Annotated in this window: 20 protein-coding genes, 1 tRNA gene and 1 pseudogene; 17 read left to right on the top strand and 5 right to left on the bottom strand. The window is 60.9% G+C overall.

The features are described from left to right. A pseudogene (locus ACTG4B_RS13985) lies at nt 1–604 on the bottom strand (ATP-binding protein); the annotation flags it as partial. Between the two features lie 53 nt (nt 605–657). Here ACTG4B_RS13985 and ACTG4B_RS13980 point away from each other — a divergent pair. The 6 genes from ACTG4B_RS13980 (at nt 658) to ACTG4B_RS13955 (ending at nt 7,542) form a co-directional block, all read left to right on the top strand. Beyond that, on the top strand, nt 658–1,584 hold the full coding sequence (locus ACTG4B_RS13980) for an MBL fold metallo-hydrolase (RefSeq protein ID WP_439156320.1): 927 nt from the start codon (nt 658–660) through the stop codon (nt 1,582–1,584). A gap of 61 nt (nt 1,585–1,645) precedes the next feature. Continuing rightward, nucleotides 1,646–1,720: transfer RNA gene (locus ACTG4B_RS13975), tRNA-Asn, on the top strand. Between the two features lie 450 nt (nt 1,721–2,170). Then, nucleotides 2,171–3,175 carry an HlyD family secretion protein gene (locus ACTG4B_RS13970; protein ID WP_439156319.1) on the top strand — a complete coding sequence of 335 codons (1,005 nt, stop codon included), beginning with the start codon at nt 2,171–2,173 and terminating at the stop codon, nt 3,173–3,175. Nucleotides 3,176–3,178: 3 nt separating this feature from the next. Continuing rightward, the gene (gene rbbA, locus ACTG4B_RS13965) at nt 3,179–5,917 is read left to right on the top strand and encodes a ribosome-associated ATPase/putative transporter RbbA (RefSeq protein WP_439156318.1); all 2,739 of its coding nucleotides are present in this window, start codon (nt 3,179–3,181) and stop codon (nt 5,915–5,917) included. Nucleotides 5,918–5,940: 23 nt separating this feature from the next. Then, entirely contained in the window at nt 5,941–7,044 is a 1,104-nt protein-coding gene (locus tag ACTG4B_RS13960) for an ABC transporter permease (RefSeq protein ID WP_439156317.1), read from the top strand. Between the two features lie 177 nt (nt 7,045–7,221). Then, nucleotides 7,222–7,542, top strand: a complete 321-nt coding sequence (locus ACTG4B_RS13955; RefSeq protein ID WP_439156316.1) for a hypothetical protein — start codon at nt 7,222–7,224, stop codon at nt 7,540–7,542. A gap of 121 nt (nt 7,543–7,663) precedes the next feature. Here the strand turns inward: ACTG4B_RS13955 and ACTG4B_RS13950 are convergent, their stop codons facing one another. The 3 genes from ACTG4B_RS13950 to ACTG4B_RS13940 are packed head-to-tail and all read right to left on the bottom strand — an operon-like array spanning nt 7,664 to nt 10,173. Further along, nucleotides 7,664–8,710, bottom strand: a complete 1,047-nt coding sequence (locus tag ACTG4B_RS13950) for an Acg family FMN-binding oxidoreductase (RefSeq protein ID WP_439156315.1) — start codon at nt 8,708–8,710, stop codon at nt 7,664–7,666. A 10-nt stretch (nt 8,711–8,720) separates the two neighbouring features. Beyond that, nucleotides 8,721–9,491, bottom strand: coding sequence for an SDR family NAD(P)-dependent oxidoreductase (locus ACTG4B_RS13945; RefSeq protein WP_439156314.1), 771 nt, complete (start codon nt 9,489–9,491; stop codon nt 8,721–8,723). 22 nt (nt 9,492–9,513) lie between these two features. Next, nucleotides 9,514–10,173, bottom strand: coding sequence for a hypothetical protein (locus ACTG4B_RS13940; RefSeq protein WP_439156313.1), 660 nt, complete (start codon nt 10,171–10,173; stop codon nt 9,514–9,516). Between the two features lie 304 nt (nt 10,174–10,477). Between ACTG4B_RS13940 and ACTG4B_RS13935 the strand changes: the two genes are divergently transcribed. From ACTG4B_RS13935 to ACTG4B_RS13885, 11 genes are all read left to right on the top strand, one after another. Then, complete coding sequence (locus tag ACTG4B_RS13935; RefSeq protein ID WP_439156312.1) at nt 10,478–10,732, top strand: hypothetical protein; 255 nt, start codon at nt 10,478–10,480, stop codon at nt 10,730–10,732. Between the two features lie 19 nt (nt 10,733–10,751). Continuing rightward, nucleotides 10,752–11,939 (top strand): thiolase family protein, encoded by a 1,188-nt coding sequence (locus tag ACTG4B_RS13930; RefSeq protein ID WP_439156311.1) that lies wholly within the window; start codon nt 10,752–10,754, stop codon nt 11,937–11,939. A gap of 26 nt (nt 11,940–11,965) precedes the next feature. Then, nucleotides 11,966–12,697: an acetoacetyl-CoA reductase gene (gene phbB / locus ACTG4B_RS13925; RefSeq protein WP_439156310.1), complete on the top strand. Its 732-nt coding sequence runs from the start codon at nt 11,966–11,968 to the stop codon at nt 12,695–12,697. Nucleotides 12,698–13,017: 320 nt separating this feature from the next. After that, nucleotides 13,018–13,377, top strand: a complete 360-nt coding sequence (locus ACTG4B_RS13920) for a hypothetical protein (RefSeq protein WP_439156309.1) — start codon at nt 13,018–13,020, stop codon at nt 13,375–13,377. Nucleotides 13,378–13,379: 2 nt separating this feature from the next. Further along, nucleotides 13,380–13,721, top strand: coding sequence for a coiled coil domain-containing protein (locus ACTG4B_RS13915; protein ID WP_439156308.1), 342 nt, complete (start codon nt 13,380–13,382; stop codon nt 13,719–13,721). Between the two features lies 1 nt (nt 13,722). Then, nucleotides 13,723–14,217, top strand: a complete 495-nt coding sequence (locus ACTG4B_RS13910) for a hypothetical protein (RefSeq protein WP_439156307.1) — start codon at nt 13,723–13,725, stop codon at nt 14,215–14,217. 185 nt (nt 14,218–14,402) lie between these two features. Further along, a complete protein-coding gene (locus ACTG4B_RS13905) occupies nt 14,403–14,990 on the top strand; it encodes a DUF308 domain-containing protein (RefSeq protein WP_439156306.1) in 588 nt (195 codons plus the stop codon). Nucleotides 14,991–15,000: 10 nt separating this feature from the next. Beyond that, nucleotides 15,001–15,387: an STAS/SEC14 domain-containing protein gene (locus tag ACTG4B_RS13900; RefSeq protein WP_439156305.1), complete on the top strand. Its 387-nt coding sequence runs from the start codon at nt 15,001–15,003 to the stop codon at nt 15,385–15,387. Next, nucleotides 15,384–15,950 carry a hypothetical protein gene (locus ACTG4B_RS13895; RefSeq protein WP_439156304.1) on the top strand — a complete coding sequence of 189 codons (567 nt, stop codon included), beginning with the start codon at nt 15,384–15,386 and terminating at the stop codon, nt 15,948–15,950. The genes ACTG4B_RS13900 and ACTG4B_RS13895 overlap by 4 nt, the downstream gene beginning before the upstream one ends. A 163-nt stretch (nt 15,951–16,113) precedes the next feature. After that, complete coding sequence (locus ACTG4B_RS13890) at nt 16,114–16,497, top strand: hypothetical protein (protein WP_439156303.1); 384 nt, start codon at nt 16,114–16,116, stop codon at nt 16,495–16,497. Beyond that, complete coding sequence (locus ACTG4B_RS13885) at nt 16,494–17,936, top strand: dihydrolipoyl dehydrogenase (RefSeq protein WP_439156302.1); 1,443 nt, start codon at nt 16,494–16,496, stop codon at nt 17,934–17,936. The genes ACTG4B_RS13890 and ACTG4B_RS13885 overlap by 4 nt, the downstream gene beginning before the upstream one ends. Nucleotides 17,937–18,103: 167 nt before the next feature. Here ACTG4B_RS13885 and ACTG4B_RS13880 read toward each other — a convergent pair. Further along, a partial coding sequence (locus tag ACTG4B_RS13880; RefSeq protein WP_439156301.1) for a PDZ domain-containing protein occupies nt 18,104–18,643 on the bottom strand: 540 nt, incomplete at its 5' end.

Genomic DNA, 18,643 nt, shown 5'->3' with positions numbered 1-18,643 from the left:
TGATGCGCCCCTTGCCATAATCTGCGGCGGCCGCCGCCATCCGCTTGATCGGGCGCAACTGATTACGCAGAAAGACATAAGCGATCGCCGTCATCAGCGCGCCCAGAACCACCATGATCACCAGCAGCTGGTGCGGATTAGAGGCCGAAACCCGCCGCCTGCTGAAATCAAGCGATAACGGGCCGTGGCGCGTCATCACCCACACGACAACCCTGCCCCGGTCCTCTAGCGATACGGCCATTACGTCTGAGACCCCTTCGCGCAGCGTTTCGATCACCATGCGGCCTGTCAGATCGACCCAGGGGTTGATGTCATCCGCGATTGGCACGTCCGGCAAGGCCGTCTCGATCTCGAGCGGGTCATCAAGCGCCGACAAGGCGGCCCGCGCCGCAGGCAAACTCGGGGCCGCGTTCACCGTATCGACCAGAAACCGTAATTCGATGTTCACGGCACTTGTCATCAGCCGGGTCACGCCGTCAAAGTGTCTTTGGATAAACACGACCGACACCAGCAGTTGCAGCATGATCACCGGCAGGATCAGGATAAGCGCAGCCCGGCCATAAAGACCACGGGGCATGTAATTCTTGAGCCAGCGAAAGAACATGATGGCACGCTAGCGCCAGTGGCGCCGAACGGAAAGCGCCGAAAGGAACCACGATGCCAGAATTTGCCGCCGCCGTCGGCCACCCGCATGCCTTGTCGCCCCTGCTGTCGGTCGTCGTGGCCCCCAACCCGTCACCGATGACCCACACCGGCACCAACACCTATCTGCTTGGCGCGGCCGAACTGGCCGTGATCGACCCCGGTCCCGATGACCCCGCCCATCTGGCCGCGCTGACCCGTGCCATCGCAGGGCGCAAGGTCAGCCATATCCTGCTGACACACAGTCACCTTGACCATTCCCCCCTTGCCCGTCCGCTGGCAAACCAGACCGGTGCGCCGGTACTGGCCTTTGGGCACGCCCATGCTGGGCGCAGTCCGGTCATGCGTGCACTGGCGAAAAAGGGTCTGACGGGGGGCGGTGAAGGGATCGACCATGCGTTCACCCCCGATATCACGCTGAAGGACGGCGCCCGCGTGACAGGCAAGGGCTGGGCACTGACGGCCCTGCATACGCCGGGGCACATCGGCAACCACATGTGTTTTCAGTGGCAGGATGCGGTCTTTACCGGCGATCATGTGATGGGATGGGCCAGTTCGCTTGTCTCGCCGCCCGATGGGGATCTGACCGATTTCATGCGATCCTGCGACCGCTTGGCAGGGTTGCAGGCGCGAATCTATTATCCCGGCCATGGCGCGCCCGTGGATGATCCGGCGGCGCGACTTGACTGGCTGTTGCGCCATCGCAAAGGCCGCGAAAACCAGATCATTGCGCATCTGGCAGACCGCGCGCATGACGTCGGATCACTGACCCGGCATATCTACACCGAGACCCCGCCCAAGTTGCTGGCTGCCGCCGCTCGCAATGTGTTCGCCCATCTGATCGACCTGCATCAGCGTGGTCACATCAGTGCCGCACCCGCCCTGCGATTGGATGCGACATTCAGCCTGCACAGGCCCAAAGTCCCGGGTGAAAAACAATGATAGAAACTGCGCAAAATGCTCTGGACGTCATAGATTCCCGTTGCTATACGGCACCGAGTGTTCCGACGTAGCTCAGCGGTAGAGCAGTTGACTGTTAATCAATTGGTCGTAGGTTCGATCCCTACCGTCGGAGCCAAAAACCCCCACAAGATCAAGGTTTTAGGCAAGCGACCCGACAGGGTGTTGCGGGCGATTTGTGGACTTGGCACTGCATGTGCCGCTACTTCACATTAGGGTCCGGACGCATCGCCGACAGTTGCCGGTCGCAACGGGGGCGATCACTGAAAGGCAGATTTCGCGCAGTGATCAGCACGTGTTGCGACGCGATGCGCATCCCCGAGCCAGCCAGATATAGTCCCGCTGATCAGCCTGCGCGCATTACCCCGTGGCTTGCCCCAGAACCATGGAAGGTGGGACGCGTGGTAACTGAAAAACAGGGCCGGATCCCCGGATAACAAACCCCAGGCGATAGATTTTGTGCGCCACGGTCACGCATGTGATTGCCGCGCGCCCGCTTAACCCAGAGCAAGGCGCATCCTGTTTTTGATGCTTAAATAACGGTCCGTGATCTGAAGGACCGGCGTCGATGAAAAGAAAGCTGTCAATCGGCTTTGCCGTGCTCGGCGTCATCCTGGCGGGCGTGGCAGGCTATCTGTGGTGGCAGGCCAGCCAATCCGGTGGGCCACCCGCCTTTGCCCGGGCCAATGGCCGGGTAGAGGCCGACCTTGTCGATGTTGCAACCGAAATAACCGGACGCATTGCGGTCATGCATGTGCAAGAAGGCGAACTGGTCGACGCGGCCGATCCCATTGCCAGGATCGACACCAAGAGCCTGCAAGCGCGCCTGGACAGGGCCAGGGCCGATGTGGCCGCCGCTGAAGGTCAGGTTGCACAGGCCCGTGCCGTCATCGACCAGAATGAGGCTGCTCTGAAATTTTCACAAGTAGAGCTTGAACGCGCCAGCACGCTTCTTGAACGGGGTTTCGGCACCCAGGAAGCGGTGGACAGTCGCCGGTCAGACCGCGACGCCGACCGCGCGACCCTCGCCGCAGCACGGGCAAGCCTGACAGCAGCGGAACGTCAGGTCGATGCAGCCCGCGCAGTCGTACTTGAAATCGAGACCCAGATTGCAGACGCACAGATCGTGGCACCGGTGCGGGGCCGTGTGCTCTATCGTTTGGCCGAGCCGGGCGAGGTTGTCGCCAGCGGCGCACCGGTCGTGACACTGGTGGATCTGTCGCGGGTCTACATGGAGGTCTTTTTGCCCACTGCGCTGGCTGCCCGGGTCGGGATCGGCGCAGAGGCGCGGATTTCTCTGGACGGGATCAACCTTGTGATCCCCGCGCATGTCAGCTTTGTGTCACCCGACGCGCAATTCACGCCGGAAACCGTTGAAACGCAAGACGTGCGCGCGGATCTGATGTTCCGTATCCGGCTACGCGTCAATCAGGATCTCATCGAGCGCAACATCGATTATGTCAAGACAGGCATGCGTGGGACGGGGCACATCCGGCTGGCCGGTTCCGATGACGTGGCTTGGCCGGATGGGCTGACGTTGACACCCCGCCCGCCCCTCGCGGCCGGAGACTGAGCAATGGGCGACGCGCAAGACACCCCCGCCGCACGGGTTGCGGGCCTCAGCCACCGCTATGGTGACGATCTGGCTGTGGATGATGTTTCGTTTGAACTGGCCAGGGGAACGATGGCCGGGCTTTTCGGACCTGACGGGGTGGGCAAATCGACCCTGATGGGCCTGATTGCGGGGGCGCGTCGAATGCAGGAAGGCGACATCGCGGTGCTGGGCGGGTCCATGCGCAAGGCCAGACACCGCAATGCCGTCTTTCCGCGCATCGCATATATGCCGCAGGGACTGGGCCGGAACCTCTATAAGGCACTGAGTGTGCGTGAAAACCTGGAGTTTTTCGGCAGGCTGTTCGGTCAGGATGCCGAAGAGCGGGAGCAACGTATTTCCCACCTTTTGAAAGCGACCCGCCTTGATCCGTTCTCGGAGCGTATCGTTGACAAGCTGTCGGGCGGCATGAAGCAGAAACTGGGACTGTGCTGTGCGCTGATCCATGATCCCGATCTGATGATCCTTGATGAGCCGACAACCGGCATTGATCCGTTGTCGCGCCGTCAGTTTTGGGGGCTGATCGACGAAATACGCAAAGGCCACCCGGATATGAGCGTGCTGGTATCGACCGCCTACATGGAAGAGGCCGAACAGTTCGACACGTTGCATGCCATGTATAATGGCCGCCTCATCGGAACAGGCAGCGCCGATGAATTGCGCGATCAAACCGGCACCGACACGCTGGAAGACGCGTTCACCGCCCTCGCACCCCACGGAGAGCGGCGGAAAATGGCACAGCTGGAGATTCCGCCACGAACGCGGGAAAATGGAAAGATCGCCATCAAGGCCGAAAACCTGACCAGATGTTTCGGCGATTTCAAGGCCGTCGATGACGTGAGCTTTGAGATCGAGCACGGCGAGATCTTTGGCTTTCTCGGCTCGAACGGGTCAGGCAAGACAACAACGATGAAGATGCTGACGGGGCTTCTGCCCGTGACCGGGGGGGCGGTCTCTCTGTTCGGCCATCCGGTGGACGCCCGCGACATCAAATCCCGCGCGCGTGTGGGTTACATGTCGCAATTCTTTTCACTCTACAAACAGCTCAGTGTGCGCGAGAACCTGCGCCTTCATGCACGGCTTTACCGGTTAAAGCCGGACGCGATCGACCCTCGGATCGATGCGCTGCTGGATCAGGTCGGGCTGACCGGGCACGCCGACGACGCGGCAGACGCGCTGCCACTTGGCTTGCGGCAACGGCTCTCGCTGGCGGCTGCGATCATTCACGACCCCGAGGTGCTGATCCTTGACGAGCCAACATCGGGCGTTGATCCGGCGGGGCGAGATGCGTTCTGGCAGATCCTGTCGGACCTGTCGCGCAACGCCGGTGTGACGATCTTCATCTCAACCCATTTCATGCACGAGGCGAAATATTGCGACCGGGTATCGCTGATGCACAAGGGCCGCGTGATGGCGGTGGGCAAGCCGGATGATATCGCACAAGAGCACGGCAAGGGCGATCTTGACAGCGCCGTCGTGGCGTTGATCGGTCAAAACGATCCGGATGCCATCGAAAAGGGAGACGCGGACGAACAGGCCGGTGCGCAGCCTCAGCGCCGCAAGAGCGCCCGGCGTTCGGCAGCACTGCGGCGGCTACTCGCCTATACGCGCCGCGAAACCTACGAGGTTTTGCGCGATCCGATCCGGCTGGCCTTTGCCTTCGGTGGCAGCGTGCTGTTGATGTTTCTCTTTGCCTACGGCGTCTCGACGGACGTCGAGGATATGGAGTTTGCGGTCTTTGATCAGGATCATTCACCGGCAAGCCGCGCCTATCTGCAAACCTTCGAAGGGTCACGCTATTTTCAGCACGTCGCCACCGTCGACAGCCGTGAGGCGCTTGTGCAATTATTGCGCGCAGGAGAGGCCACACTGGTTCTGGATATCCCTCTGGGGTTTGGCAAGGATCTGCGAAAAGGGCGCGGCGCCAAGATATCGGCATGGATCGATGGTTCGAATACGCAGCGGGCCGCGACGATAGAGGGATATGTTCAGGGCGCTCATGCAGGCTTTCTTGCCGAACAAGCGCATCAAAGCAGGTCACAGACCAGCCCTGCCGCGTCACTGAATATCACCACCCGTTTCGCCTATAATCCGACCGTCGACAGCATCCGGGCTATCGCTCCTTCGGTGCCCGCGATTCTTTTGATGTTCTTCCCGGCGATCCTGATGGCGATCAGCGTGGCGCGCGAACGCGAGATCGGCACCATCACCAACTTTCATGTCACACCGACCCGGCGCTTTGAATTCATGGTCGGCAAGCAGCTTCCTTATATCGGGATCGGGATGATCAACTATCTGATCATGACGGGGATGGCCGTGTATCTGTTTGGCGTGCCGTTCAAGGGCGATTTCGCGATCCTTACGCTGGGCGCGCTGATCTACGTCACCGCTTCGACAAGCTATGGCTTGCTGATCTCGGTCTTTACCCAGACACAGGTCGCTGCCGTCTTTGCGGCCATGGTCATCATGATGATGCCCACCGTGGTGTTTTCCGGCATGATTCAGCCCGTGGCCTCGCTGGAAGGGGGCGCGCGGATCATCGGACTCTCCTGGCCGACGCATTACTACATGTATATGAGCGTGGGCGCCTTCACCAAGGGGCTGGGGGTTGGCCAGCTTGCGCCGGAAATCCCGCGGATCGCCCTGTTTATTCCCGTATTCATGATCCCCGCGCTGTTGCTGCTGCGCAAACAGGCCCGCTAGCCATGCGCCGGATGCTGGGAAACATGCTCTGGCTCACACGCAAGGAGGTGCTAAGCGTCCTGCGGGACTGGATGTTGATGGCGCTGGTCGTCTACGCCTTCGGGCCGGGCGTCTTCTTTCAGGCGCAATCGGCGGCGGATCAGGTGAACAATGCGGCGGTGGCCTTCGTGGACAACGACCGCTCGCCTCTGTCGCGCGCCATGGCACAGGCGCTTTATGATCCGTGGTTCCAGACACCCGACCTGATCGACAGTCACAGGGCAGAGCAGTTGATGGACGATGACGTCTATACCTTCATCGTGGTGATCCCGCGCCATATGGCCGCCGATTTGCGCAGCGGTGATGACGTGACGGTTCTGCTCAACGTTGATGCGACGGACGTCATGCAGGCCACGGTCGGTTCCAACTATATCCGTGCGATCCTGACCCGCGAGGCGCAGCGTTTCGCGGCCACCCCTGCCCCGTCCGGCACTGCGCGCGTCGATCTGGTCTTGCGCCGCGCGTTCAACCCCAACAGCAATGCCACATGGTTCGAAGCGGTGTCTGCCCTGTTGAACTGGCTGACGAACCTGACCGTCATCCTGACCGGTGCCGCACTGATCCGCGAACGTGAACATGCGACGATAGATCACCTGCTGGTCATGCCGGTCACACCATTCGAAATCGCGATGTCCAAGGTGCTTGCCAATGCGATGATCGTCTTCATGACGTTCACGGCATCGCTCTTGATCGTGGTGCGCTGGATGCTGGATGTGCCCATCGCGGGATCGGTGCCGCTGTTTCTGGCGGGAACCTTCCTGTTTGTCTTTGCGGCTGCGGCCATCGGATTGCTTTTGGGCACCGCGGCCCGATCCATGGCGCAGTTCGCGCTTCTGGTGATTATGACGGTGCTGCCGATGATGATCCTGTCAGGCGGCATGAGCCCGGTCGAAAGCCAGCCGCAATGGTTGCAATATATCACCGTCCTTCTGCCGTCGCGCCACTATCTGAGCTTTTCGAATGCTGTCCTTTTTCGCGGCGCGGGGTTCGCGACGGTCTGGCCCGCGTTCCTCCTCGTGGGCGTATTGGGCGCGGCCTTTCTCGGGGCCTCTCTGCTGATCTTTCGTCGCGCCATCGCTGGCAGATAGCGCGGCACGATGGACCCATCCGATCACAAATCGACCGACCTGTGCAGCAAGGCCAAGGCAGTTTGCACCTTCAGGCACCCCTTGAACATCGCCGACGATAACGTCGGTTAAGGCACTGTGCTGTTCGGGCATATTAGACTGAAGGAAATATTGCTGTCGATCACGAAAGGGCCGGGAATGGTTCTTGAACTCATCTCTGCATACAGGATCTGGATCATCGTGCTGATCGTGCTCGCGGTGTGCTGGCCGATTGCGCAATCGCTGCGTCACAAGAACTTGCACCCGTTTGCCGCCTACCTCCTGTTCGTATCGGTTTTGGGCTTGGTGTCGGCCTTGGTGTTCTGGTCACTCCTTTTCGTGGGCAGCGCACTTGTCGGACCTGCGGGAATGGAAGGCGCCGGACCAGCAGCGATTATTATCCTGCTTTCGGTTGTGTCGGGCTTTGCTGCGGCCCGCTGGATCGTGCGCCGCCCGCAAGTGCGCCGCATGCCAAAGTAGCGGGCAACGGCCGGGTCCGCTGCCCCGCGCCGTCATTCTGGCACCAGAGCAAAAGCGCAATCGCGCCTTTTTCGTCCCGCCGTGGCAGCGCGGATCGGGTTGGCCCGCGCACGACAGGAACTCAGCGCACAAGAACCGCGTCCACCGGTCGCCGTGCAGAAGGTGCCGGCAGTTCGGCACGTCCGACGCGCATCAACAGCTGTGGTTGTCCGTCAATGTCAAATGCCTCTTTCAGTTTCGGCCGCAGGTCTGACACCTCGATGGGTTGGTTAAGATAGGACGCAGTCCAGCCCTCGGCTGACAGTCTGATCAGGATAGCCGCGAGCGCCCTGCCCGCCGCGACCCAGTCAACCGGGTCATCCCCCGGGCTGGCCAGCATCATGAACAGCGGAGAGCCTTTTCTGATAAGTCTGGCATCGCCACTCGCCGCTGCACCGCCGATGTCAAAGGTCCGGATCATGAAAGCACCCACCCCCGAGAGGGCATCGGGCATTCCGAACGCGGTGCCCGATATTCCGTCACCGCCTGGCGCGTGCTGCGGGCGTATCCAATGCGCCAGTTCGCGCCGAAAAGCCGGATCGTCGAACTGGCGCCTGTCGCCTGCGGCCACCAGATCGGCGACGATGCGGTGCGTGGGCGCGTCCCCCGCAAAGAAAACCGAGATCCCGACAGCGCGCGCCGCCGACACACAAGCCTGTTGTAGTGTGTCCGGAACGACTTCTGGCGTGAAACCGCGTCGGGTCGTGCGCCGCCGCACGATTGCCTCGATCACCTCGGGCGTCACAGGGCGACCTTGCGATGACGCGATCTCGATCCGCGCGACTACGTTGGGATCATCGGGTTCAGGCAGTGGATCAAGCGTGGTCACGAACCCGAATGCGCGCGCTGCCTGCGCCATGGTTTCGGCAGCCGCAGCGCAACTCATAGTCAGTTCGCGGTCGTGCGGATCGACGACAGGCAGTCGCCGCGACCGGTCTGCCAGCACCTCAACCCGGCTGTCGCCAAGTCGAAATTGCCACGGCTGGCTGTTGTGACCGGACGGTGCAAGAACCGCGTAATTCACCAAGGACCGCAGCTTGTCCCTTGTTCCAGCGGCGACGGGGAAATCGGCAGGCCGCACCGCCCATGGGTTGGCCGGGGCACCGGTATCGCTTTGAGATGCAGGCATAAGGCCTCCTTTAGCGCGCGGTGTAGCCGCCATCGATCACCAACTCGGACCCTGTGACGAATTTTGCGTCGTCCGAGGCGAGATAGGCTATACCGGCGGCGATATCTTCCGGTTCACCGACATGGCCCACCGGATGCAAATCGTCGAGATGGGCGCGGAATGCATCGGGACCATCCTCGGATGCCTCGGCCATGGCCTGTACAAGCGGCGTCCAGATAAAGCCCGGATGGACGGAATTCACCCGAATCCCTTCCTTGGCATACAGCACCGCGTCGGTCTTGCTCATTTCGCGCACCGCACCCTTCGAGGCGTGGTAGGGTGGCACATCCGGCGCACCGACGATGCCGTAGATTGACGACAGGTTTACGATACTTCCTCCGCCATTGCTGCGCATATGCGGGATCGCGGCCTTGGTGCAGTAGAAGACGCCGTTGACGTTGACATCCATCACTTTCTGCCATTCCTCCGATGTGACTTCGTCCGTGGGCTTGTCGGCCCCGGCGATGCCGGCGTTGTTCACGACAACATCGACCCCGCCCATCTTGCCGGCCACGTCGTCAAACACCTTTTTCACCGCGCTCTCGTCTGTGACGTCAAGGTGCCAATATTCGGCGGTTCCACCGCTTTTGGTGATCTGGTCGCGCAGGCTTTCACCTTCGTCGTCTTCGACATCGGTGATTGCGACTTTGGCACCCTCCTCGGCCAACCTCTTGCAGGTGGCCTTTCCGATGCCGCGCGACCCTCCGGTTACGATACAGACCTTGTTTTCAAGCCGTTTCATGCGGGTATCCTTTCTGTCATTATCAGGTTGCTGGTAATTTTCGGCACCGCGCATGCAGCGAGGCAAAGCGGGCAAGCGCCTCGCCATAGGATCGGTTCGGAAGCGTGCGCAGGTGCAGATCGTCAAGTGCTGCGGCGATGACGGAAAACTCGGCTGCCTCGAGCGCGACCGTAAGGCCCCGCCAACCGGCAACCGAGACGCGGCAAATCTCAGCGCGGCAACTGCCTTTCCTGAACAGCAACCGCGACTTCTGGACGGTTTGGGGGATAACTGGAACATCCAGCGCATCCAGCGCCGCCAAAAGATGCGCGGGCGACAGTCCGGCCGCTGCCGGCATACGGCCTTGCAACGAAAGAGCGGCGGCCAGATCAGCAAGTTGCGCCGTCGTCAGCGGGAATTCCGTGGAAACCGGCATCGTCCAGTGCTGCACCGCCGCCACGTCGCCCGCGCGGCATTTGATTTCAAGCTGGCGCCCGTCACGCAATTTTATCAGCGTCCGGTCACTGGCCGGATGAACCAGATAGATATCGCTGCGCCGTTCGGCATCCGTCAGGGGCCAGAAACGATGCAAGAGGGAAACCGCCCTATTTGGCGACCTTGGCCAGACGCGGTATTCATAACGGCTGTCCGGCAGTGGGGCACTGCGGCCGAAGCGGCGGATGACGAATGCTGTATCGGTCATGTCGCGGCCTTTTCTGTTTTTTCAAACGGCAGCACTTTGCATCGCAAGCAGAGCAGGACCCACGGGGTTTTGTTGCACCGACCAGGCCCCTGCCCGGCGCAGAAATGGGTGCCGTGCCACTTTGGCAGGCGGGCGATGATCGTGTCCGCATCGGTTGTCATGTCGGGCCCAATTTTTTGCCGATTCCGTTTCTATAGTGAGCCATCATGAAGTGTCGCGGTCTTTGACGTGCGTTAATGCCTGAACCGGCGGCGGCGGTCAGCCTAAGACCAAACTCAACGCGCTGTTTCAAAAGGAGGCTCCCATGGACCGCCTGAGTATCGTTTTAACCTTCATGACGGGATCGGTCCTTGTGGGTAGCCTCCTGATCATCGTGCTCTCCCTGGGCTTCTACGGGTGGACACCCATTCTGGCCGCAGTCGCTGTGGGGCTGTTGCTGACCTGGCCGTCCGCATATGTGATCTCGCGCTGGATCAAGAGCGCAGACCCCGGCTGGCAGCCCAAGAGCGGGGCGACCGATGCCACGGACAAGCCCGACACCGATTTTCCCGAAACCTGATCGCAGCAAAGGTGAAGACATGCCCCCGACCGAAGTCGTCCTCTGCCATGCCCGACGCACGCCCGTGGGTCGGTTCGGCGGCACACTGAAATCTGTCCCGGCCACAGAACTGGGGGCCACGGTGGTGCGCGCCATCCTGCAAGACAGCCGCATCGATGCGGGTCAGGTCGATGGCGTGGTCATGGGCCAGGTCATCACCGCCGGTGCCGGGATGAACCCCGCACGGCAGGCGGCGATGAACGGAGGAGTGCCCGAAGACGTGCCCGCCATGACCGTGAACCGTGTTTGCGGCTCGGGCGCGCAGGCCATCGCGACTGCGGCGCAAGAGGTCTGGTCAGGTCATGCCGCCTGCATGATTGCAGGCGGCATGGAAAACATGGATCAGGGGCCCTACCTGCTTGACCGCGCGCGGTGGGGGTATCGCATGGGTGAAGGCACGATCACCGACGCAACCCTGCGCGACGGCCTGAACGATGCGTTTTCAGGCGCGCATTCAGGCTGGCACACCGAAGACCTCGCAAAGGAGAAAGATATCTCGCGGCAGGCACAGGATGCATGGGCCGCGCGATCGCAGCAGCGCTTTGCCACGGCGCAGGAAAAAGGCCACTTCGATGCCGAAATCACCCCCGTCAGCGTCCAAGGCAAATCGGGCGAAACCGGTTTCGACACGGATGAGGCAAACCGGGCAAACGCCACGGAAGAAGGCTTGTCCAAGCTCAAACCCGCCTTTCGTGAAGACGGAACGATCACCGCAGGCAACGCGCCGGGCCTCAATTCTGCGGCCTCTGCGATGTTCGTCGCTTCGCGCGGTTTCGCCGAAGAATGCGGGCTCGACGTGGCGGCAAGGCTGGTCGCCACGGGCGTTGGCGCGGTTGCGCCGGGCATGTTCGGCCTTGGCCCCGTCCCGGCGGTTCGTCAGGCGCTTGCCCGTGCAGGCTGGTCTGCCGACATGATCGAGCGCGCGGAAATAAACGAGGCCTTCGCGGCCATCGCCATCGCGTTGACGCAGGAACTCGACCTCTCAGAAGACATTGTGAACGTCGAGGGCGGTGCCATCGCGCTTGGCCATCCGATCGGCGCAACAGGCGCAATCCTGACCACGCGATTATTGCACTCGATGGCCCGCGACGGGTTGAACCGCGGGCTTGTCACCCTGTGCATCGGCGGCGGTCAGGGGATCGCACTGCTCCTTGAACGCGACACCTGAACTTACCCAAAAGAAAGGAATGCGCCATGTCATCCGACCCAAGAATAGCCCTTGTCACCGGCGGCATCCAAGGCCTTGGCGCAGCGTCGGCGCGGGCACTTGCCGACGCGGGTGTCACGGTCGCCGTGACCCATCTGGGTGGTGGTGAGACAGCGCGCGCCTTTGGCACGGAAACCGGAATGCCGGTCTTTGAATGGGACGTAAGCGATTTTGACGCCTGCGCACAGGGCATCTCGGATGTCGAAGACGATATCGGTCCGATCGATATTTTGGTTAACAACGCGGGCGTGAATCGTGACGTCATGCTGCACAAGATGGACCGCGAAGACTGGGACGCCGTTCTGCGCGTCGATCTTGGTTCGATGTTCAATATGACGCGCCAAATAATCGGCGGGATGCGAGAACGCGGCTTTGGCCGGGTCATCAACATTTCTTCGGTAAACGCGGCCCGTGGCCAAGCCGGGCAGACCAATTACTGCGCCGCCAAGGCAGGTGTCGAGGGTTTCACACGCGCGCTCGCCCGCGAATGTGCCGGCAAGGGCATCACCGCGAACGCTGTCGCACCCGGATACGCAGACACGGCGATGGTCAGCGCGCTTCCCGACGACATACTGGACAGCATCTTGAAGACAGTGCCCCTTGCGCGCTTGGCCGAGCCCGAGGAAATAGGCCGCTGTGTCCGGTTTCTGGCCTCGGACGCGGCAGACTTCATTACGGGGGCAACGTTGCCGGTGAATGGCGGCCTGCGCATGGGCTAGGTGTTTGATCCCATGGCTTGATGGTGCGATCCTTTCGAATGAAGGGCCGAAAATTAATATCTGATAACCCGGTCCCCGCGCAGACGTCTGCACAGATTGTTTTCAAAACAGAAACAGCGGCATACGCCTGGCCTTGCGCACATTGGTAGCAAACTGCCCACTTGGTGTTTTACGCAGGTTAATGCGCCGCAAGCCACCTGACGGTCATCTGGCAACAGGACTGACAATCAATACGCACGGTGGAGGATATGGCGACCAAAGCAAATACAACTTTTTCCGATGTCATAGCGCAGACCCCCACCCAGAGGGGAGCCAACCGGATGCTTGCGCCACACATGGCGCAGTTCTGCAAGGCGCAGGATACAATTCTTGACCAAACCGAAGCCTTCACCAGATCATGGTTCGACCGACGCCACGAGGCAATGCAAACAGCGCATGAGGCTGTGCGTGCGGTGAACGGCAATGGGGGCGATCACTCTCCAGTCGCGCGGACATTGATGGATTGGCAGCAGCATTCGGTCCAGCGACTTACCCGCGACATGCAGAAGTGGCTGGCACTTTGTTCGCGCTGTGCCAGCGGCGCTGGCTCTGCGGAACCGAAGGCCGGCGTGAAGGGCGTAAAAGAGGTCGCCAAGCGGGCAGAATCGACCGCCCGAACAAATCACGCGACCCCGGTGTAACCATGGCCATTCCACGCGGAAAAACCGTCATTCCAACACAAGAAGGAAAAGGACAGATGGACGAAAAAAGCGCATATCGCCAGAAACTGCAGGCAAGACTCGACCAGTGGCGCACCGAAATCGACAAGCTGGAGGCGAAGGCCGTGGAAGCCAGCGCCGATGCCCGCATGAAAATTGATGACCAGATCAAAGAACTGCGCAAGCAGCAGGACGCGGCAAGCGAAAAGCTCAAGGAACTCGACGATGCAAGCGGCGAAGCCTGGAAGGATTTCAAAAGTGGCGTCGAAAAAGCCTGGGATGATCTTGGCGCTGCGGTGAAAAAAGCAACGGAAAGGTTCGGTTGAGATGCAACAGAGACAATCAAAAACGGGTTTTCTTTTACACACCGCTGCGCTGGTTTGCTTTGGCTTGTTTGCTTTGTCAGGCCCCGCGCACAGCCAGCAATCAGATACTGGGGCAACTCTCGAAGAGGTACAGGCTGAATTCTCCGAGGCTTTCGAAGCCATCGGCCAGTTCTCGGCCCGGGAACGTGACGAAGCGCTCGCCGCGCTGGACGACACGCTGCAACAGGTGGATGAGCGTATTGAGGAAACCGAGCAGGCCGTCCGCGACAACTGGTCCGAGATGTCACAAGCCACCCGTGAACAGACCGCCGAAACAATGCGGACCCTGCGCGAACGCCGGAACCAGTTAAGCAAGGCCATCGGTGCCTTGTCACAGGGCGCCGGCACTGCCTGGGGCGACCTGATGGAAGGCGTTCGCAGTGGTTGGAACGATCTGGAACTTGCATGGGACGACGCAACAGCGGCGCTGACCCCTGAAACCGAGTCAGGAAACTGACATGAACACGCACCCCCGCAGACCGCAAATCCGCCGGACCATGTTTCTGGACCGCGATCCGCATATCACGGACAGTAATTGGCCAGAACGCCCGGTGTCGTCTGGTCGGGTCTGCGGCACGTCGGGGGCGTGTGCACGGTTCGCTCATTCGCCCGGCGGCGTCGTCAATGCCAAGAGAGAAGTCCATGAGCACCTATGAAACATATGATACATCCACGAGAGGATTTCGGCGGCTGAAAATCTGGCTTTGGTTCGCCGGTTTGGTGACCTTCGCTCTCGGAGCCTTCGGGATCGTCTTTCCTTTCGTCATGACGCTGGCGGCAGAGCTCTTGCTCGGTGGTCTGCTTGCCGTGCTGGGGCTTTTGCAGATCACGCGTGCCGCAATGAATGGTGGTGTAGAAGCGCGGCTCTGGACCTTTCTCTTCGGGTTCACGGGGCTTGCGGCGGGTGCGCTCTTGCTGCTGTATCCGCTGGGCGGGACGGTCACGCTGACGATCGTGCTGGCTAGCTTTTTTGTGATTGGGGGGGCCATCAAATTGTGGGGTGCATGGCAAATGCGCCGTTCCTCCCCCGGCGCATTTCCGCGGCTTGATGGGTGGGGTTGGCTTATTCTGTCCGGGGCACTGTCACTTGGGATCGGTGTGATCCTGTTTATCGGCTTGCCGTCCACAGCGAACTGGGCGCTCGGTTTACTTCTTGGCGTCGATCTTTTGTTTCTCGGCATCTCCGAGATCGCGCTGGCCATCGGACTTTCGCGGTTCGGCGACACGTAGGGGAACGCACATGATCACTATCGAACACAGCACCGACAGGGATCTGATCGTCATGCGCGCGTCGGGTACGTTGACAACACATGATTACGACACCGCGATACCCGAACTCGAACACGCACTGGAGCTATCCGAGAGGCCACTGCGCGTCATGATCAAACTGGAAGATTTCCAGGGGTGGGAGATCGGCGCACTCTGGCGCGAGTTGGAATTCGATCTGAAGTATCGCAACGATTTCGGGCGGATTGCAGTCATCGGAGAAACCCAGCTGGAGGAATGGGGCACCACCCTCTCGGCGCCGTTCACGAAAGCGGAAATGCGGTTTTTTCCGACAAACCGTACAGACGAGGCCGAAGCGTGGCTCAGGCAAGCGCCCAGCCCGCCAGCCGAGACCACATGATGCCACAGCAGCGCCAACCGGAAGACACATCCGACAAGGATGTTCACAAGCAGAAACACCCCAGAATTATGTCTCGGGTTGCCGATGCCTTCATCCTCATCGGCTCTGTCTTTTATGCGTTGGCGGCTGTGGCAATGACGACGGTCTCATTGGGCCTGATCTATGTGTCGTTTACGCGCGTCTATGCTGCCCTGACCGCGCCGGACACCCGGGAAAATATCCTGCTCGACGCCGTGAGTTCCCTGGTCATTTCGGTCGCGATCCTGGATGTGGCGAAATATGTGATGGAAGAGGAAGTGCTGCGCAGCCGCGAACTGCGCCGACCGCATGAAGCACGCGAGGCCGTGACGAAATTCATGGTCATTATCGCGCTGGTGGTGTCCATCGAAGGGATCGTCCTCGTCTTTGAGCATGGCCGCGATGATCCCGAGGCGCTCTTGTATCCGGTTCTGCTCCTGTTCGTCTCTGTCGTCATCGTCGTTGGTCTCGGGGTGTTTCAACGGTTCAGCCTCAAGTCGGAGGAGCATCTGGACCGGGGGAGAAAGGATGACGGCCCGGACTGATCCATCGCCCGCCTGATGCGCATCAAACCCCGGGCGGTCATCCGACCCGCCTTATCAGGCGTTAAGGCAAACGCCCCGTCGCCCAAGGCATGATTGCAGCTGAACCGTCGGTCCTTGGATAGGAACAACGCGATCATACCGTTGATAGAGGAAGAAAAGGTAGATGCAGACGCCACTTGAAATCGCGTTCAGACACGTCGCGCCAACAGCGGAAATAAATGCCGTGATCGGCGATAAAGTCCGTCATATGAAAACATTCCATGATGGCATCACCGGTTTTCATGCTTATGTCCACGCGCCACAAAAGGGCAAGGTCGACGAAATCCATCACGACAGGGATTTCGGGCAGATCATCGCCACCGATAACCGCCTGATCTATGTCGACTGCAACAGTGTCGTTGATGGCCATTTTGCCCAGCTTCAACCGCGGGACACCGTCGAACTGGTGGTGCCGACACGTCAAAGCGACATCGGACCCCAAGCCAGCACCGTCAGATGCATCAGCAATCTGGCCTATGACCCCGCAACGAAACCGAGCCGGCGATGAATACCCAACCACTTGATGTCGCGATCATCGGCGCAGGCACTGCCGGGCTATCAGCGCGGGCGGAAGTCGCGAAAATGACCGACAGCTACCGCGTCTTTGATCCGGGCCCCTACGGGACGACCTGCGTGCTCTCCGCCTGCATGCCGTCAAAGGCGCTCTTGCAGTCGGCACATGATTTTCAGCGGCGGCACGACTTTGACAGCCTCGGTATCGTCGGAGCCGAGACCCTGCGCGTCGATGCTGCGCGCGTGCTGACCGAAACCCGCAAGCTGCGCGACCTGCTTGCCGGGGAGGTGATCGACGGCATGTCAGACTGGCGCGAAACGCATCTGGTGCCGGACGCGGCGGTGTTTCAAAACGATGGAACGCTGCGCGCTGGCAAACGCCTGTTCCGGCCGCACGCAACGATCATCGCCACAGGCTCGCGTCCGGTCGTTCCCACAGCCTGGCGGGACAAGTTCGGCACACGCGTGCTGACGTCGAATGATATCTTCGCGCTAAAGGACCTGCCGCGGCGCATGGCCGTGATCGGCTTGGGGCCGGTCGGGCTGGAACTTGGGCAGGCGCTGGGGCGTCTGGGTGTGCAAGTCATCGGCTTTGATCCCTCGCCGTCGCTAGGCGGGCTTGACGATCCGGAACTGCAGGCGCGCCTGCACAAGGCGATCGCGCCGGACATGACATGCATTCAGGCTCAGGCGGACCCTGTCAAAGGCGAAGGTGGCGCAATCAGGATGCAATGGAAAGACGGCGAAGCCGAGGTCGATTACATGCTGGTCGCAATGGGCCGCAAGCCGAACCTCACCGACCTTGGCCTCGAGGCCATCGGCGTCGATCTGGGAGATGACGGATTGCCCGAACTGGAGCCTGAACAGCTCAACCTATTGGGAACGCGGCTCTATTTCGCAGGTGATTCCGGTCAAGGCCCCGGACTTTTGCACGAAGCATCCGATGAAGGCCGGATCGCTGGCTATTTTGCGGTGCGCGACAAGGATGCCGTCTTTCGGCGGCGCACCCCCCTCCGGTTGGTTTTCAGCGACCCCCAGATCGCCCTCGTCGGCGCAAGCTGGACTGCGCTTCAGGATCGCGATGACAGCATTGCCGTCGGCGAGGCGTCGTTCGATCATGCAGGGCGCACAAGGCTGCAACGCGCAGGCGGAGGCACCATACGCATTTATGCGCAAAAGGCGGATGCTCGTCTGCTTGGTGCCGCCATCGTGGCACCCGAGGCAGAACACCTCGCGCATCTGCTCGCCTATGCCATTGATCACGGTGATGACTTGCAGGGCCTTCTCAGGATGCCTGCCTATCACCCGACCCACGAGGAAGTCATGCGCCGCGCGCTCCGGTCAGCGCTGAAGAAATGCGATGTAGATGCCCCCGATTTGGAGGCCATCCGGTGCAAGGACCCCCCGATGGAGTGCCACACAGAAGAAAGCTGAAAGCTGCCCCGAGGCCATTGTCCGGTTATCCGGGGCTGTTCCGATTTATTCGCGCTGACCGGCGTGACGGACCAACAACTCCCGACGGCGCCCGCTACCCAGCACACAGAGGCAACGGACTTGACCGCGCCCAACACGCGCGGCCCGGGCGCGGCGGGCGCGCCTTCTCAGGCGTCGCGTTCGATAATGATCAGACTGCTTCTGCCATCGCGCCATATCGTCAGCGCGATAGTGTCGCCGGCCGCCGCGATCCGTGCATCGAACGCCGCCTTGGAGGTCACCGGCTGCCTGTCCACATGGGTAATTGCATCGCCAGCCCGAAGCCCGGCACGCGCCGCCGCACTTTCTTCCACAACAGACGCGATGACGACGCCTTCGACCTTGCCATATGCAGGATGCTCTGGCGCCATGTTCGTCACAATGACACCTGCCAGAGCAGACTGCATGGTGCCTGACGGACCTGGCGCGGCACCGGCTGGCGCACCATCCCCGCTGCTCCGCAGAACCACGCGCAATGTCTCAGCCTCGGATCCCTGCTGCACGGTGATCTGAATTTCGGAACCGGGGCGCATCGTCCCGATGCGATTGCGCAGACTGCGTGAACCTTCGACCGGCACCCCGTTGACGGCGGTAATGACGTCGCCGGGTGCAAGACCGATATCGTCGGCCACGCTTTCGGGCACGACCTCGACAACCACCGCGCCACG

It is taken from the genome of Yoonia sp. (assembly GCF_965660735.1).
In the GTDB taxonomy this organism is placed as follows: domain Bacteria; phylum Pseudomonadota; class Alphaproteobacteria; order Rhodobacterales; family Rhodobacteraceae; genus Yoonia.
The sequence above is the reverse complement of the archived record's forward strand: the minus strand, read 5'-3'. Positions and strand labels throughout refer to the sequence as shown.

What these genes read in the sequence shown, in the direction of transcription:
- ACTG4B_RS13980 (WP_439156320.1), top strand. Translation starts at nt 658, where the DNA reads ATGCCAGAATTTGCCGCCGCCGTCGGCCACCCGCATGCCTTGTCGCCC.
- ACTG4B_RS13970 (WP_439156319.1), top strand. Translation starts at nt 2,171, where the DNA reads ATGAAAAGAAAGCTGTCAATCGGCTTTGCCGTGCTCGGCGTCATCCTG.
- rbbA (WP_439156318.1), top strand. Translation starts at nt 3,179, where the DNA reads ATGGGCGACGCGCAAGACACCCCCGCCGCACGGGTTGCGGGCCTCAGC.
- ACTG4B_RS13960 (WP_439156317.1), top strand. Translation starts at nt 5,941, where the DNA reads ATGCTCTGGCTCACACGCAAGGAGGTGCTAAGCGTCCTGCGGGACTGG.
- ACTG4B_RS13955 (WP_439156316.1), top strand. Translation starts at nt 7,222, where the DNA reads ATGGTTCTTGAACTCATCTCTGCATACAGGATCTGGATCATCGTGCTG.
- ACTG4B_RS13950 (WP_439156315.1), bottom strand. Translation starts at nt 8,710, where the DNA reads ATGCCTGCATCTCAAAGCGATACCGGTGCCCCGGCCAACCCATGGGCG.
- ACTG4B_RS13945 (WP_439156314.1), bottom strand. Translation starts at nt 9,491, where the DNA reads ATGAAACGGCTTGAAAACAAGGTCTGTATCGTAACCGGAGGGTCGCGC.
- ACTG4B_RS13940 (WP_439156313.1), bottom strand. Translation starts at nt 10,173, where the DNA reads ATGACCGATACAGCATTCGTCATCCGCCGCTTCGGCCGCAGTGCCCCA.
- ACTG4B_RS13935 (WP_439156312.1), top strand. Translation starts at nt 10,478, where the DNA reads ATGGACCGCCTGAGTATCGTTTTAACCTTCATGACGGGATCGGTCCTT.
- ACTG4B_RS13930 (WP_439156311.1), top strand. Translation starts at nt 10,752, where the DNA reads ATGCCCCCGACCGAAGTCGTCCTCTGCCATGCCCGACGCACGCCCGTG.
- phbB (WP_439156310.1), top strand. Translation starts at nt 11,966, where the DNA reads ATGTCATCCGACCCAAGAATAGCCCTTGTCACCGGCGGCATCCAAGGC.
- ACTG4B_RS13920 (WP_439156309.1), top strand. Translation starts at nt 13,018, where the DNA reads ATGCTTGCGCCACACATGGCGCAGTTCTGCAAGGCGCAGGATACAATT.
- ACTG4B_RS13915 (WP_439156308.1), top strand. Translation starts at nt 13,380, where the DNA reads ATGGCCATTCCACGCGGAAAAACCGTCATTCCAACACAAGAAGGAAAA.
- ACTG4B_RS13910 (WP_439156307.1), top strand. Translation starts at nt 13,723, where the DNA reads ATGCAACAGAGACAATCAAAAACGGGTTTTCTTTTACACACCGCTGCG.
- ACTG4B_RS13905 (WP_439156306.1), top strand. Translation starts at nt 14,403, where the DNA reads ATGAGCACCTATGAAACATATGATACATCCACGAGAGGATTTCGGCGG.
- ACTG4B_RS13900 (WP_439156305.1), top strand. Translation starts at nt 15,001, where the DNA reads ATGATCACTATCGAACACAGCACCGACAGGGATCTGATCGTCATGCGC.
- ACTG4B_RS13895 (WP_439156304.1), top strand. Translation starts at nt 15,384, where the DNA reads ATGATGCCACAGCAGCGCCAACCGGAAGACACATCCGACAAGGATGTT.
- ACTG4B_RS13890 (WP_439156303.1), top strand. Translation starts at nt 16,114, where the DNA reads ATGCAGACGCCACTTGAAATCGCGTTCAGACACGTCGCGCCAACAGCG.
- ACTG4B_RS13885 (WP_439156302.1), top strand. Translation starts at nt 16,494, where the DNA reads ATGAATACCCAACCACTTGATGTCGCGATCATCGGCGCAGGCACTGCC.